At 47.7% G+C, this 15303-nt stretch carries 15 protein-coding genes; 12 read left to right on the forward strand and 3 right to left on the reverse strand.

Features of this window, described 5'->3' with window-relative positions; genetic code table 11:
* Nucleotides 1-530: 530 nt before the first annotated feature.
* Genes FC652_RS03285 through FC652_RS03295 form a run of 3 tightly spaced genes read left to right on the forward strand, consistent with a single transcriptional unit; the run spans nt 531 to nt 3261 of the window.
* Complete coding sequence (locus FC652_RS03285) at nt 531-758, forward strand: FeoA family protein (RefSeq protein WP_011149798.1); 228 nt, start codon at nt 531-533, stop codon at nt 756-758.
* Entirely contained in the window at nt 758-3034 is a 2277-nt protein-coding gene (feoB, locus tag FC652_RS03290) for a Fe(2+) transporter permease subunit FeoB (protein ID WP_176297472.1), read from the forward strand. The genes FC652_RS03285 and feoB overlap by 1 nt, the downstream gene beginning before the upstream one ends.
* Nucleotides 3031-3261 carry a FeoC-like transcriptional regulator gene (locus FC652_RS03295; RefSeq protein WP_011149800.1) on the forward strand — a complete coding sequence of 77 codons (231 nt, stop codon included), beginning with the start codon at nt 3031-3033 and terminating at the stop codon, nt 3259-3261. Before feoB ends, FC652_RS03295 begins: the two co-directional genes overlap by 4 nt.
* A gap of 108 nt (nt 3262-3369) precedes the next feature.
* Here the strand turns inward: FC652_RS03295 and FC652_RS03300 are convergent, their stop codons facing one another.
* Together FC652_RS03300 and argS are read right to left on the reverse strand one after the other, a co-directional pair.
* Nucleotides 3370-3798 (reverse strand): HIT domain-containing protein, encoded by a 429-nt coding sequence (locus tag FC652_RS03300; RefSeq protein ID WP_011078263.1) that lies wholly within the window; start codon nt 3796-3798, stop codon nt 3370-3372.
* Between the two features lie 119 nt (nt 3799-3917).
* The gene (argS, locus tag FC652_RS03305) at nt 3918-5651 is read right to left on the reverse strand and encodes an arginine--tRNA ligase (protein WP_017421003.1); all 1734 of its coding nucleotides are present in this window, start codon (nt 5649-5651) and stop codon (nt 3918-3920) included.
* Between the two features lie 220 nt (nt 5652-5871).
* Here argS and FC652_RS03310 point away from each other — a divergent pair, with 220 nt between their 5' ends.
* Nucleotides 5872-6468 (forward strand): VOC family protein, encoded by a 597-nt coding sequence (locus FC652_RS03310; protein ID WP_176297473.1) that lies wholly within the window; start codon nt 5872-5874, stop codon nt 6466-6468.
* A 61-nt stretch (nt 6469-6529) separates the two neighbouring features.
* On the opposite strand, the gene purU is transcribed toward FC652_RS03310, so the two are convergent.
* The gene (gene purU / locus FC652_RS03315; protein ID WP_011078260.1) at nt 6530-7363 is read right to left on the reverse strand and encodes a formyltetrahydrofolate deformylase; all 834 of its coding nucleotides are present in this window, start codon (nt 7361-7363) and stop codon (nt 6530-6532) included.
* 195 nt (nt 7364-7558) lie between these two features.
* Here purU and FC652_RS03320 point away from each other — a divergent pair, with 195 nt between their 5' ends.
* The 8 genes from FC652_RS03320 (at nt 7559) to rnd (ending at nt 15281) form a co-directional block, all read left to right on the forward strand.
* The gene (locus tag FC652_RS03320) at nt 7559-7759 is read left to right on the forward strand and encodes a hypothetical protein (protein WP_011078259.1); all 201 of its coding nucleotides are present in this window, start codon (nt 7559-7561) and stop codon (nt 7757-7759) included.
* 97 nt (nt 7760-7856) lie between these two features.
* Entirely contained in the window at nt 7857-9776 is a 1920-nt protein-coding gene (locus FC652_RS03325; RefSeq protein ID WP_176297474.1) for an ATP-dependent DNA helicase, read from the forward strand.
* Nucleotides 9777-10478, forward strand: coding sequence for a tRNA (adenosine(37)-N6)-threonylcarbamoyltransferase complex dimerization subunit type 1 TsaB (tsaB, locus tag FC652_RS03330; RefSeq protein ID WP_045619854.1), 702 nt, complete (start codon nt 9777-9779; stop codon nt 10476-10478).
* 25 nt (nt 10479-10503) lie between these two features.
* Nucleotides 10504-10809 (forward strand): hypothetical protein, encoded by a 306-nt coding sequence (locus tag FC652_RS03335; protein ID WP_011078256.1) that lies wholly within the window; start codon nt 10504-10506, stop codon nt 10807-10809.
* A gap of 41 nt (nt 10810-10850) precedes the next feature.
* Nucleotides 10851-11405: a Slp family lipoprotein gene (locus tag FC652_RS03340; protein WP_176297475.1), complete on the forward strand. Its 555-nt coding sequence runs from the start codon at nt 10851-10853 to the stop codon at nt 11403-11405.
* Nucleotides 11405-12259: an alpha/beta fold hydrolase gene (locus tag FC652_RS03345; RefSeq protein WP_013572211.1), complete on the forward strand. Its 855-nt coding sequence runs from the start codon at nt 11405-11407 to the stop codon at nt 12257-12259. The genes FC652_RS03340 and FC652_RS03345 overlap by 1 nt, the downstream gene beginning before the upstream one ends.
* A gap of 121 nt (nt 12260-12380) precedes the next feature.
* Complete coding sequence (gene fadD, locus FC652_RS03350; protein ID WP_011078253.1) at nt 12381-14078, forward strand: long-chain-fatty-acid--CoA ligase FadD; 1698 nt, start codon at nt 12381-12383, stop codon at nt 14076-14078.
* An 87-nt stretch (nt 14079-14165) separates the two neighbouring features.
* Nucleotides 14166-15281 carry a ribonuclease D gene (rnd, locus tag FC652_RS03355; RefSeq protein WP_176297621.1) on the forward strand — a complete coding sequence of 372 codons (1116 nt, stop codon included), beginning with the start codon at nt 14166-14168 and terminating at the stop codon, nt 15279-15281.
* Nucleotides 15282-15303: the final 22 nt, after the last annotated feature.

Consider the following 15303-nt stretch of genomic DNA (forward strand, 5'->3'; position numbering starts at 1 on the left):
TGAGATGAAGAGGTTAGTTGGATAATCACCAAAAGAATAAAATTGATGCAGTGTTAATCGGGGGGGGGAACATCAAGAAAAAAAATAACGTGGTATAGCCGGGGGACTATACCACGGGTGTCAATGACACCTTCGCTTGCTGCCGGAGTGACGTGATGTAATCACGTCACCTCTGGAATTCCGAAGAGGAGAACTCCTCTCGATGAAGTAACTATACTTGAGCTGACTTATTTTCCTTATAAAAATAACGCCATTAATACCTTATAAAAGCGACAGTGATTTTTTATAAATGTAATCTGTTGATATTTAGTCTTTTTTCGCGATTTACGTCTTGTTATGTAGTAAATGTGTTAATTAAAAATTAGAGTTCAATCGTTAGTTTTGACGAAAATAACGAGATTGAAATTAACGAAAGTTACGACATCAAAAAGGCAATCTTTGATTTCAGACAATAAAAAGTGATAGTTTCAGGCATATTATTGAATCATTAATAAAAATATTTCTCATTTACACTTTCTTTTCGGGCAAGTATGAAATTATCAGAATTAAAACAAGGCCAGAGCGCGACGGTTGTGGCTATTCATGGACTCACTAGCGACGTGAGAAAGAAACTCATGGTGATGGGTATTTTGCCAAACACGTCTGTACGACTTATTCGTCGAGCTCCAATGGGTGATCCGCTACAAATAGAAGCTCGTGGTGTATCGTTAGCGGTGCGAGAAAAAATTGCGGAAGCCATCGAAGTGGAGTGCCAATAATGCAGTATCAAATTCTGACGGTCGGTAATCCTAACAGCGGAAAAACGACGTTATTTAACGGTTTGACCGGCGCAAAACAGCAAGTGGGTAACTGGGCTGGCGTCACGGTAGAAAAGAAAACCGGCCGTTACCATCACGCTGGTGATGAATTTTTACTGACAGATCTTCCGGGTATCTACTCGCTGGATAGTGGTAATGACAGCAACAGTATTGATGAATCCATTGCTTCCCGTGCGGTATTAACTCACCCAGCCGATATGATCATCAATGTGGTGGACGCAACGAGCCTTGAGCGCAGCTTATACATGACACTGCAATTGCGCGAACTTGGCCGTCCGATGATTGTTGTGTTGAATAAAATGGATGCGCTTAAACGTGAGCGTCAGATCATCAATGTGGCTGAGTTAGAAAAAAGCCTCGGTTGCCCGGTGATCAGTTTATCCGCAACGAACAAAGCACAAGTCGCGGAGTTTAAAGAGAAACTGCACAAATCTGTGGTTCAAGGTGTGGCACTAAAAGAGATTGCTTTGAACTATGGTCCGGCGATGGAAGCGGCGATTGATAGCATTTCAACGCTATTTAACGATCAAACGGTTTCCCACCGAGCACTCGCCGTTCGTGCTCTCGAGAAAGACGCTCTGGTACTAAACAGTATGTCTGATGTGGATCGCCTTCGTGTTGAAGAAGTCGTGACGGAATTAAATCTGGATGTGGACTTACACGTTGCTGACGTCAAATATACACATCTTCATCAGGAGTGCAAAAAGGTCCGTCGTAGCGAAGGTAAGTTAAGCCGCAGTGTCACTGAAAAGCTGGACCAATTTATTCTCAACAAATGGGTCGGTATTCCGTTCTTCTTCGTTGTGATGTACCTCATGTTCATGTTCTCTATCAACATTGGTAGTGCCTTTATTGACTTCTTTGATATCGGTGTCGGTGCTCTATTGGTTGATGGAGGCCACCACTTGTTAGACGGACACTTGCCGGTGTGGTTGGTGACGGTACTGGCCGATGGACTCGGTGGTGGTATCCAGACGGTGGCGACTTTCATTCCGGTTATCGCCTGTTTGTACCTTTTCCTCGCTGTGCTTGAAAGCTCAGGCTACATGGCTCGTGCCGCGTTTGTGCTTGATAAAGTGATGCAGAAGATCGGCCTACCGGGTAAAGCTTTTGTACCACTGGTTTTAGGTTTCGGTTGTAACGTGCCATCCATTATGGCCACGCGTACACTAGACCAAGAGCGTGAACGTAAACTGGCAGCATCAATGGCGCCATTTATGTCTTGTGGTGCTCGCTTGCCTGTGTATGCGCTATTTGCTGCCGCCTTTTTCCCAGGTGCTGGGCAAAATATTGTGTTTGCGCTTTACCTACTTGGTATCGTCGCGGCGATTTTCACGGGTCTCTTCCTTAAACACACACTGTACCCGGGTAGCAGTGACAGCTTAGTGATGGAAATGCCCGATTACGAACTGCCAACACTGCAAAACGTGGTGATCAAAACATGGCAAAAACTGAAGCGTTTCGTTTTGGGTGCAGGCCAAACCATCGTTGTTGTGGTTGCAATCCTAAGTTTCTTGAACTCGCTTGGTACCGATGGCAGCTTCGGCAACGAAGACAGCGAAAACTCGGTTCTGTCAAAAGCCGCGCAAGTAGTAACGCCTGTGTTTGCTCCGATTGGCATCGAGAAAGACAACTGGCCAGCGACAGTGGGTATCATCACGGGTATCTTCGCCAAAGAGGCGGTAGTGGGTACGCTTAATAGTCTATACACCACACCAAGTGATGGAGAAGAAGCAGAGTTTGATCTGATGGCCAGCCTAGAAGAGGCCATGATGAGTATCCCTGAAAACTTAGCAGGTTTGAGCTATTCAGATCCACTGGGTATCGAGGTGGGAGACCTAACGGATTCAGATGCTGTGGCAGAGGAGCAAGATGTCGATGCTTCTATCTTTGGTAACCTTAAAGCGCAGTTTGCGTCTGGTCATGCGGCTTTTGCCTACCTCATCTTTATTTTGTTGTACACCCCATGTGTGGCCGCGATGGGGGCATACGTTCGCGAATTCGGTCATAAGTTTGCACGCTTTATTGCCGTTTGGACGATGGCTCTGGCCTACCTGTGTGCGACCTTCTACAACCAGTTGACACACTTTGCAGATAGCCCTGTCACCAGTGGTGTTTGGATCGCAGCGATTGTCGCCATTTTCTTTGCCACGTATCGTGTGTTTAAGCGCGTAGGTGACAAACAACGAGGCGTGTTTGAGGCGCAGGTAGCATGATATTAAAAGAGCTTTATCAATATATTGCAGACAAAGGAACCGTCTCCCAGTCAGATCTGGCTAAGCAGTTTGGGATGAGTGAAGATGGCGCTGATGCGATGTTAAGCGTGTGGATCAAGAAAGGTAAAATTAGCCGCTTAGTCGACACCAATAAAGCTCATAGTGTCACTCGCGTTCGCTACGCAGTGACCAAACAAGATGGTTTATCGCTGACCGTAACCATGTAGTCTCAGACGCCAAATGGGATAAAAACGACAAAGCCGCATCAGTAATGATGCGGCTTTTCTATCGCGCCCTGGTACTCTTTCAGTCCCGCTATCAACAAGCGATTTGATTTAGGCTTTTTGGAAGATTGAGCTCAGTGATAGGACGTTTTTGATGCGAACAAGCAGTTCGTTTTGTTCTTCTTCGGTGCGGAACTCTCCGTTGGTATTGCCCCAAACGGGTCCTGGCCACGCCACGTCGTCTTTAAAGCGCGCGATGTGGTGAATGTGCAGTTGTGGCACCATGTTACCTAATGCGCCAAGGTTGAGTTTGTCTGGGCGGAATGTCGCTTCCAGTGCTTGGCTTACTGCTTGAGACTCGAGCAAAAACTGTTGTTGCTCTTGCATTGGCAAGTGATGTAGTTCTTTTAGGTTTGCACGTTTCGGTACCAAAATCACCCACGGCACGGCATTGTCTTTATGCAGCAATGCCACACACAGTGGGAAGTGGCCAATCACCGTGGTGTCTTTGGCCAGTTGAGGATGCAGTTCAAAACTCATTGTTGTTGTCCGGTTTGAATTGAATGACAACAGTATACGTCAGATAAAACAAAAGGTTGACGCTTTCACGTCAACCTTTCTTTATTGTCTCGAACCTCGAACCTCGAACCTCGAACCTATTACATACGTTCTAGCGTATCGATACCAAGTAGAGACAGACCTTGCTTGATGGTCTTCGCTGTTAGCGCAGCGAGTTTCAGACGGCTTTGTTTTACTGCTTCGTCTTCAGCCACTAGGATAGGGCATGCTTCGTAGAAGCTAGAGAACTGGCCTGCGAGTTCGAATAGGTAGCTACACATGATGTGTGGCTGACCTTCGCGAGCAACAGATTGAACCGCTTCTTCGAACTGCATCAGTTTAGCGATAAGTGCTTTCTCTTTCTCGTCAGTGATTTTGATTTCACCTTGCAGATCATCCATAGAAACGCCAGCTTTAGCGAATACAGAGGCTACGCGAGTGTAAGCGTATTGCATGTACGGTGCTGTGTTACCTTCAAACGCTAGCATGTTGTCCCAATCGAACACGTAGTCTGTGGTACGGTGCTTAGAAAGGTCGGCGTATTTCACCGCTGCCATTGCAACCGTGTTCGCGATCGCTTTCTTCTCGTCTTCAGCTAGTTCTGGGTTCTTAGATTCGATCAGTTGCGCTGCACGAACTTCTGCTTCATCTAGAAGATCAGCAAGACGAACCGTACCACCCGCACGAGTTTTGAATGGTTTACCGTCTTTACCTAGCATCATACCAAACGCGTGGTGCTCAAGAGATACTGACTCTGGCACGTAACCCGCTTTACGAACGATCGTCCAAGCTTGCATTAGGTGCTGGTGCTGACGAGAGTCGATGAAGTAAAGCACACGATCTGCACCTAGCTCTTCGTAACGGTACTTCGCACATGCGATGTCTGTTGTTGTGTATAGGAAGCCGCCGTCACGTTTCTGAACGATAACGCCCATAGGCTCGCCGTCTTTGTTCTTGAACTCTTCAAGGAACACAACTTGCGCGCCGTCATCTTCAACCGCAAGACCTTGTGCTTTCAGGTCTGCTACGATCTTAGGTAGCATGTCGTTGTACATACTCTCGCCCATGACGTCATCACGAGTTAGAGAGACGTTGAGACGGTCGTAGTTGCGTTGGTTTTGGATCATGGTGACGTCAACCAGCTTCTTCCACATTTCTGCGCAGAACTCGTCGCCGCTTTGCAGTTTAACGACGTAGCCGCGAGCTTTTACCGCAAACTCTTCGTCTTCGTCGTACAGCTTTTTAGATTCACGGTAGAAACCTTCAAGGTCAGCCAGTTCCATAGAAATTTCGCCAGACTCTTGCTGTACGCGCTCAAGGTTGGCGATAAGCATACCGAACTGAGTACCCCAGTCACCGATATGGTTCGCACGGATCACTTTGTGACCTAGAAACTCAAGGGTACGTACAACCGCATCACCAATGATGGTTGAACGTAGGTGACCAACGTGCATTTCTTTAGCAACGTTTGGCGCAGAATAGTCAGCAACGATAGTTTGCGCTTCTTCTGCAGCAACGCCAAGGCGCGCATCCGCCAGTGCCGCTTCAGCTTGCTTCGCGAGGAACTCTTCGCTTAGGAAAATATTGATGAAACCAGGGCCTGCGATTTCGGTTTTGCTTGCGATGCCGTCTAGCTCAAGAACATCCAATACTTTTTGCGCAAATTCTCGAGGGTTAGTACCCAACTGTTTTGCTACGCCCATTACGCCGTTTGCTTGGTAGTCACCAAATTGTGGCTTAGCGGATTGGCGAACCGCTGCAGGGCTGCCTGCAGGAGCGCCAGCAGCTTCAAGAGCCTGAGATACTTTGTCGTTAATAAGTGCTTGGATATTCACACGCGTTTCCTTCAATTCAAGGACGAAAAACCCGGAAATAGAGAGGCCGGGTCCTGTTTGAGTTCACAAAAATGGGGCTAATGATAGCAATTATATTGCCTTTCATACAGAGCCGATTTAGTGAAATTTTGACTTTTTATTAAAGTACTCGCAGGACTGCCAATTTTGCCTGAAGTTGTTACTATGACGCCCAGAAATAAAAAGTGTGAAGAGAACGAAAATGAGTAATTTGCTGGCAGAAAAACGCCTGACACCCCAACAGATGCTAGAGGATTTACCCGGTTTCATGCAGAAAATCGAGTCGCTGGCCGATTTGTTGCAACTGGATTTGAGTTTTGCTCAAGCGGATCATATTGCGCTACGCGTAAACGAGAATCAAACCGCTCAGTTGTCGCAGCAAATGTGGAGTGAACAAGGCAAAGTGATCTCACAGGCGAACATCAATGGTCGTCCGATCATTGTGATCGAGTTTGATGCGCCACTGGTCAGTCGCGGTTGGAAAATCGAATGCTTAGAGCTGCCTTATCCGGCAGAAGGAAAAGCGTATCCCCAAGAAGGTTGGGAACATGTAGAGTTTGTCATCCCATCTCATGCTCAAACGGCCGAAGACTATTTGGCGGATTTGAAACACACTTATCCAGCGTTTGGCGCTCAGTTTAGCAAACTCGAGGAACTGGGGGTTAAGGTGAAGTTGTCGAGTCCAAAGGGGGAAGGTGAGCGGTTGAACAATCCGACGGTTGCGTTCAAGTACCAAGGCATTTGCATCAAGCTGCACCCACATTCATTAAAACGTATTGTTGAGTCTGAGCAAGCCTAGCTGCGCAGAAAAATAAAGGGTTGCAACTGTCGCAACCCTTTTAGTTCGTCCCATTCTATGTTTAAAGGATGACGGTTTTGTTGCCATACACAAAAACGTGGTCATTCAGTACTTTATTGAGCGCCTTGCTCAACACATTCTTCTCAACATCGCGACCCGCTTGCGCCATGTCTTGCGCGCTGAAGTTGTGATCAACCGGAATCACGTCTTGTTTGATGATTGGGCCTTCATCTAAATCATTGGTGACAAAGTGCGCCGTGGCGCCGATGATTTTTACACCGCGATCAAAAGCTTGCTGATAAGGTTTCGCGCCAATAAAGGCAGGCAAGAAGCTGTGGTGGATGTTGATGATCTTATGGTGATATTTCTCAACAAAACCTGGCGTGAGCACACGCATGTATTTCGCTAGCACCAAATAATCGGGCTGATATTGACCAATTACTTCAAGCATCTTCTGCTCGTGACTTTCACGATCGAGTCCTTCATGACAAACATGGTGATAAGGGATGTCGAATTTTTCCGTGAGGCTTTGCAGTTTGTCGTAGTTACCTACCACCGCAGCAATGTCAACATCCAAGCTACCGTCGTAATTCTTCATCAGAATATCACCTAAGCAGTGCGCTTCTTTGGTGACCAAAATCACAATGCGTTTTCGCTCAGAACTGACGAGTTTACGTTTTGCCCCTTGTGGCAGCGCTTGGTCGAGATCGGCAAGAAAAGTGTGGTCGTTAAAGTATCCCTCCAGCTCGGTTCGCATAAAAAAGTGACCGCTGGAATTATCTACAAACTCATTGTTGTGAATAATATTCAGTTGATGCTTGTAACAAATGTTGGTGATTTTAGAGATCAGACCCGGCGCGTCTGAGCAATGAGTCAGTAGTGTTTTCTTTTCCATATTAGAGATACTTCCGTGATTTATTTTTTTTATGGTACGAATAATTGTTTGGGCGTCGAACGGTGAACTAAACCGCAATACAGGCCTAATAGATAATCTATTATTAAGATGGTTTCAAACAAATTCTCCAGCAAAACGTTTGGCTGAAGACGTTGTCTGAATTGAGCCTTCATAAGAATCATAGAGGTGGTGTATATGGACAAAGATCTACTGGCTCGAAAACTGTATGTAGAGAGAGTGAGCTCTCTGCTCGGTAACCATGAAATAGATGAGGATCGCATTACTGAACTTTGGGAAAATCGAGCTTCTCCAGCCGAAGCGGCCAAGGCCATCTTAGGGGAAGAGGATCAATTCACCGGCCCAGCGTGGCTTGCACGCTATTTAAACCGCAAATAACCGACCAAATACCTGCCGAGGCGAAGACAATTCGGATTCGCCTCAAAAAGACAAACCTGACATAATCTGTGCCACTGACCCCTCAGCAGAACACAGAATGATAGCAAAAACGTTTTCTTCCAAAGGTGCTTTAGGCAAGGCCATTCCCGGCTTTCAAGCTCGTCAACCTCAGGTCGATATGGCCGAAGTGGTCGCCGAGGCGATCCAACAGCAAACACAGCTTGTGGTTGAAGCGGGGACCGGAACCGGCAAAACCTTCGCTTATCTGGTGCCAGCTCTGCTAAGTGGCAAAAAGGTCATCATTTCTACCGGTTCGAAAAACTTGCAAGAACAACTTTTTCATCGTGATTTGCCGCTTATGACCGATGCGTTGGGCTTTTTTGGACAAGTCGCGTTATTGAAAGGCCGCTCTAATTATTTGTGTTTAGAGCGTTTAAGCCGACAAATGGTCGAAGTGCATCACAATGAAGCGGATTCCACGTCATTAAGCCAATTGGTCAAAGTGCGCAGTTGGTCTTCGGAAACCAAAACGGGCGACTTGGGTGATTGTGAAGAGTTACCAGAAGACAGCATGATCATACCCACCATCACGTCAACCAATGACAACTGCTTAGGTAAAGATTGCCCAAGTTACCAAGATTGCTTTGTGTTAAAAGCGCGAAAGAAAGCGCTGGATGCCGATGTGGTGGTGGTGAACCATCACCTTTTTCTTGCCGATCTGGCGATCAAAGAGACCGGTTTTGGTGAGCTGATCCCCGAAGCGGATGTGTTTATTTTTGATGAGGCGCATCAACTGCCTGATATTGCAAGCGAATATTTTGGTCAGTCACTCTCCAGCCGCCAGATTCTCGATTTGGCCAAAGACATTGAAATTGCCTACCGCACGGAAGTGAAAGACATGCGTCAGCTGCAAAAAGTGGGGGATAAATTAGCCCAAACAGCAATGGATATGCGCATTGTGCTGGGTGAGCCCGGCTTTCGTGGCAATTGGCGAGATGCCTTACAATCGCCATCCATCAAGCGCGAAGTGGATCGCTTGGTGGATGCGTTGGATTTGACCATCGACGTACTCAAGCTCGCGTTAGGTCGCTGCCAATTGCTTGATGTGGCGTTTGAGCGCGCTAACCTTATCAAAGGTCGTTTAGAACGAGTGTGTGACACCAGCATCACGGGCTATTCATACTGGTTTGATACCTCACCGCGCCATTTTACATTGCACATCACGCCGCTCTCAGTTGCCGACAAATTTCGTGAGCAAATAGAGATCAAACAGGGCGCGTGGATCTTCACCTCGGCCACGTTGGCGGTGGGGGACGATTTTAGTCATTTTACAGACCGCTTAGGCTTAAAGCCGCGAAAGCAATTCTCATTGCCAAGCCCATTTGATTATGCCGAGCAGGCGCGATTGTGCGTCCCTCGCTATCTACCAGAGCCCAATAGCCCAGGTTTGGCGCAAAAACTGGTGGCGATGTTGGCGCCAGTGATTGAATCCAACCAAGGGCGCTGTTTCTTCCTCTGTACTTCACATTCGATGATGCGTGAATTGGGCGAGCGTTTTCGCGAGGTTTTAGGCTTGCCTGTTTTATTGCAAGGCGAGATGAGCAAACAGCGCACGCTCGCTGAATTTATGGAGTTGGGGAATGCCTTGCTGGTGGCCACTGGCGCTTTTTGGGAAGGAATCGATGTTAGAGGTGACGCCTTAAGCTGTGTTATCATCGACAAACTTCCTTTTACATCACCAGATGACCCACTACTTAAAGCTCGTATCGAAGATTGTCGATTACGAGGCGGAGAGCCGTTTGAGCAAGTACAACTGCCTGATGCAGTCATTACGCTCAAACAAGGGGTAGGGCGTCTGATTCGAGATCAAAAAGATCGCGGGGCTTTAATCATCTGTGACAACCGCTTGGTCACAAGAGAGTACGGCGGCATTTTTCTTGCCAGTTTACCTCCGATCCCAAGAACCCGTGATTTGGATTTGATTCAACAATTTCTAACAGAACAAACAGAGAACTGAATGAGCGCTAAAATTCTTGCTATCGACACTGCAACCGAAAACTGTTCAGTCGCCCTTTTAGTCGGCGAACAAGTCTTTTCACGTAGCGAAGTGGCCCCGCGTGACCACACCAAAAAAGTCCTACCTATGGTGGAAGAGGTGTTGCAACAAGCTGGATTGACACTGACCGATTTAGATGCGCTCGCTTTTGGCCGTGGCCCAGGCAGTTTTACTGGCGTGCGAATTGGCATCGGTATTGCACAAGGTTTAGCATTCGGTGCGGATTTGCCAATGATTGGCATTTCAACACTGGCAGCGATGGCGCAAGGTTCCTACCGTGTACACGGCGCGACCTCGGTGGTGGCTGCGATTGATGCGCGCATGGATGAAGTCTATTGGGGACGCTACCAGCGTCAGCAAGATGGCAGTTGGGTTGCCGTGGATGCAGAATGCGTCATTCCTCCGGCGCAATTAGCACAAAATATCACGGCCGATCAACAGAGCTGGACAAGCGCGGGTACAGGATGGGATGCCTACGCTGAAAGCTTAGCCAATTTGCCGTTGAACATCGAAGCGGGTGAGGTACTTTACCCTGATGCTCAAGACATTGTTGTCCTTGCTAAGTATGAGCTGGCGGCGGGCAATACGGTCGCCGTAGAAGAGTCTAGCCCAGTTTATCTGCGCGATAACGTGGCTTGGAAAAAACTACCAGGGCGTGAATAACGCCCACTTAAAGTGATGGAACGCGATGGCTTCAATTAACGGTTTACCTCCTGCGATTATTCCCGGGACGCAACGGACGAATAAAAGCAGCAACAAGCGTAAGGTGGCGAAAAACCAACAGCAACAAGCGGTTGGTCAAACGTCCAAGGTAGCCAATGCTGTTGCCCATAGCATCCAAAATGTCAAAGAATCTGACATTCATAAAGCGCAAATTCAGTATGATCTTCCCGAAGGTCAAGCTCGACGTGCAATGCAAGAATACATGGACGTAATGAATCAAGCCAAAAGAGAGGAACTCGCCCAGTTGCTCGGTGTCGATATCTACATTTGACCCTTTTGTTGCTTTGATGACTGAAGACAGGCAGGTAAATAATGAAGAAAACGGTTCGCTCTCTTTTCGCAATGATCGCTTTGCTCGGCTTGGCCGCATGCAGCTCTTTACCGCAAGAGCTGACGGCGCAAAACCAAGAAGTGCTAACGGATTATAAAATCTTTGCAGAAAGCCAAGGCGTGGTGACGCAAGATGTTCGTTTGGGTGGCGTGATTGCTAAAGTGGACAATCTCAAAGACAAAACGCGCATTGAAATTGTTAACTTGCCGATCGATCAAAACGGCAAGCCCGACATTAGCCAAGAACCCAATGGACGTTTTGTTGCCTACCTTGATGGCTATTTAGAGCCCGTTGCGTTTAGTCAAGGACGTTTGATTACCGTAGTCGGCACTGCTGCAGGGGAAGAGCAAGGCAAAATCGGCGAGTATGATTATGTTTTTCCAGTGGTGAAGAGCTACGGTTATCGCCTTTGGACCATCGAAGAAAGAGTGAGAGTGTATGACACTTCAAGCTACCTCTACCCGTGTTATTCGATTACTTGCCGACAAATGCGCGACTTCCCGCGTGACGGTAAAATCATTCAAGATGTTAAATAATGCGTGAGACGCGTTATGTTATCGCTAGTGGAACGCTGGCAGCAATCGAGTATGGTGATGTAAAAACGGCTGATTTATCAGTCGTTTTTCTTCATGGCTGGTTGGATAACGCCGCCAGCTTTCATAGCGTCATGGCAGAGCTGCATCAGCAAAACCCTAAGCTTCACCTATGCGCCATTGATCTCCCCGGTCATGGTCTCTCTTCGCACAAGTCATTGGATAATTTTTATCCATTTCATGATTATATCGATGACGTTTATCAGTTTTTGCGTGTTTTATCGCCAAATAAACTGCTACTAGTCGGTCATTCACTTGGTGCTTTGATTGCAAGTTGTTATAGTGCGGCCTTTCCTGAACAGGTGACAGCTCTGGTTCAGATAGAAGGTTACGGGCCTTTGGCTGAAGCCCCGCAAAAGGCGGTTGAAAGGCTCAGGCAAGGGGTACTCAGCCGTAATCGTTTGCGTGCGAAACCCTCCCGTAATCTCAGTAGTTTTGATGAAGCGCTCATGCTTCGCGTCGCTGCCAATCAGCTTTCTGCGGATGCATTGCGACCCATCGTCGAACGTGGTGTTGAACATCGCCATGGCATTTGGCAATGGCGTCATGATGCAAAACTGAAATGTGATTCGTTGTATCGACTCTCGCAGAAACATGCCGAAACGATTTTAGACCAAATTTCCTGTTTTCATCTGATCATATTAGGCGAAAATGGATTTCGTGAGCTTAAGGATATCAGTCACTTAAATGCGAAAAATCCAGCCCAAATTGAGACAGTGCAAGGCGGTCATCACTGTCACTTAGAGCAATCACTCGAGGTCGCAATGCGAATTCTTGGAGTAGTTAACAAAATTTAAACAAGTGTTTGAGAGTTTCGTGCTCAAGCATGCCTGCTGTGCTGTAATAGTGAACAAATAAAAAGGACGCTATCTCGCAAGCTTCTCTTGCGTAGGCCAGCTTTAAACGAGGAGTAACATCGTGGAAAAACCATGGCTTTCACGTTATCCATCTGACGTACCGGAAACCATTAACCCAGATCAGTACGAGTCACTGGTCGAAATGTTTGAGCAATCAGTGCAGAAATACGCCGACCAACCTGCGTTTATGAACATGGGTTCGGTGATGACTTTCCGCAAGTTAGAAGAGCGCAGCCGTGCGTTTGCTGCGTATCTACAAAACGAGTTGAAACTGAAAAAAGGCGATCGCGTGGCATTAATGATGCCAAACCTGCTGCAATATCCTGTGGCACTGTTTGGTGTGCTACGTGCTGGCTGCATTGCTGTGAACGTAAACCCGTTGTATACCCCACGTGAACTGGAACATCAGCTCAACGACTCTGGTGCCACCGCGATTGTGATCGTGTCGAACTTTGCCAATACGCTAGAGCAGATCGTTGAGAACACGCCAGTTAAACACGTGGTTCTAACCAGCCTTGGCCAAATGTTACCACGTGCGAAAGGCACCATCGTTGATTTTGTTGTGAAATATGTCAAAGGCATGGTACCAAAATACGATCTGCCAGGGGCCATCTCGATGCGCAAAGCCTTGCACAAAGGCCGTCGTCTTCAGTACGTCAAACCTTTTATGACTGGCGATGATATTGCCTTCTTGCAATACACCGGCGGTACCACTGGGGTGGCGAAAGGCGCAATCCTTACTCACCGCAATATGATTGCTAACGTAATGCAAGCTAAAGGCATGTATGGTCCGGTTCTTCAGCCTGGCCGTGAGCTTGTGGTGACCGCGCTGCCGTTGTATCACGTATTTGCTTTAACGGTGAACTGCTTGCTGTTCATCGAAATGGGTGGCCGCAACCTGTTGATCACCAACCCACGCGATATTCCAGGGTTTGTTAAAGAGCTACAGAAATACCCGTTCACCGCCATTACTGGGGTAAACACGCTGTTTAACGCGCTGGTCAATAATGAAGATTTCCATGAACTGAACTTCAGCCATCTGAAACTGGCTGTTGGTGGTGGCATGGCCGTTCAGCGCGCGGTGGCGGAGAAGTGGAAGAAAACCACAGGCTGTTACCTGCTCGAAGGCTACGGTTTAACCGAGTGTTCACCACTGGTTGCCGCGTATCCGCACGATCTTGTGGATTACAATGGTTCCATTGGTCTGCCCGTTCCATCAACAGAAGTTCGCATTGTGAACGATGAAGGTGAAGCCCTCGCTAATAGTGAAACGGGTGAGTTGCAAGTGCGTGGCCCACAGGTGATGCAAGGTTACTGGCAGCGCCCAGAAGCGACCAAAGAAGTGATCAACAATGACGGTTGGCTATCGACTGGTGACATCGTCAAATTTGATGAAGATGGCTTCTTGCACATTGTTGATCGTAAGAAAGACATGATTTTGGTGTCCGGTTTTAACGTTTATCCAAATGAAATCGAAGATGTGGTTGCGCTGCACGGCAAGGTGCTTGAAGTGGCGGCCATCGGTCAGCCGCACGAAGTCTCTGGTGAAGTGGTGAAGATTTATGTGGTTAAGCGTGATCCAAGCCTGACCAAAGAAGAGATCATCAATCACTGTCGTCAGCACCTGACAGGCTATAAAGTGCCGAAGTTGATTGAGTTCCGTGAAGATCTGCCGAAAACCAACGTCGGTAAGATTTTGCGTCGCGTATTACGCGATGAAAATGATGCTAAGCTTGCCAAAGAGAATGAGGCAGCGTAAGCCGCGCAAAGTGTCACGAAGAGTGTTAAAATGCCAGCCGAATTCCAAGGCTGGCATTTTTATTTTCAAAGCGATAGCGAGAGACGAGTGAATTACCAAATTATTACCGAAAACCAAGACCTAGTTAGGGTATGCAGTAAAGCGCGCGAAGCAGACGTTGTGATGTTGGATACCGAGTTTGTCCGCACCCGAACGTATTACCCACAATTGGGCTTAATTCAGCTTTTTGATGGTGACACCCTCTCGCTGATTGATCCAACGGTGCTGACTGATATGAGTGCGTTTACTGAGTTGCTTAACGATGCCTCGGTAATGAAAGTGCTTCACGCGTGCGGTGAGGATTTGGAAGTGTTCCACAATGCGTTTGGTGCGATACCGGTACCGATGGTGGATACGCAAATCATGGCCGCGTTTTTGGGCCACGGTCTATCGACGGGCTTTGCTGCCTTGGTCGAGCAGTACCTTAACGTGGAACTGGATAAGAGTGAGTCGCGCACCGACTGGTTGGCTCGCCCTCTGAGTGACAAACAGCTTGAGTACGCCGCGGCAGACGTTCACTACTTGCTGCCGCTGTACGACATCTTGTTGGAAAAAGTGATGGCAGCGGGCTGGTGGCAAGCGGCTCAACAAGAGAGTGAACTGCAAGCAAGCAAGCGCGTAAAAACGCCGAATGCCGAAGAGGCGTACCTCGATATCAAAGGGGCTTGGCAGCTTAAGCCAAGAGAGCTTGCAATACTCAAACCGCTTGCGACTTGGCGTATGCAAGAGGCGATTCGTCGTGACTTAGCGTTGAACTTTGTTTTCAAAGAACACGACTTACTCACGGTGGCACGTTTAGGGTTAACCAGTTTTAAGCGCATGGAAGAAGAGGGGATGGATGTTCGCTCAGTACAGCGTCATGGCAATCGAATTGCGGCGATGGTGAAGTCGGCGCGTGAGACCGATCCTGAAGACTATCCAGCGCCAATTGAACGCTTGATGGATTTGCCGGGCTATAAACAGTTGTTCAAAAAACTAAAAGATGAAGTCACTCGCGCGTCAAAAGCGACAGGTTTAGCGAGCGAGTTTTTAGCGTCGAAGAAGCAGACTAATCACTTGATCAGTTGGGTATGGAAACATCAGCGCGATCAAAATCGCCTGCCAGATTTGATGCAAGGTTGGCGCTTAGACATTCTGGGCGAAAAAATGAACAAGCTAATTTAGAGCACGCTTGGAGCATTTGCTG

The sequence above is a fragment of the Vibrio sp. 05-20-BW147 genome, assembly GCF_013369385.1.
Classification (GTDB): domain Bacteria; phylum Pseudomonadota; class Gammaproteobacteria; order Enterobacterales; family Vibrionaceae; genus Vibrio; species Vibrio floridensis.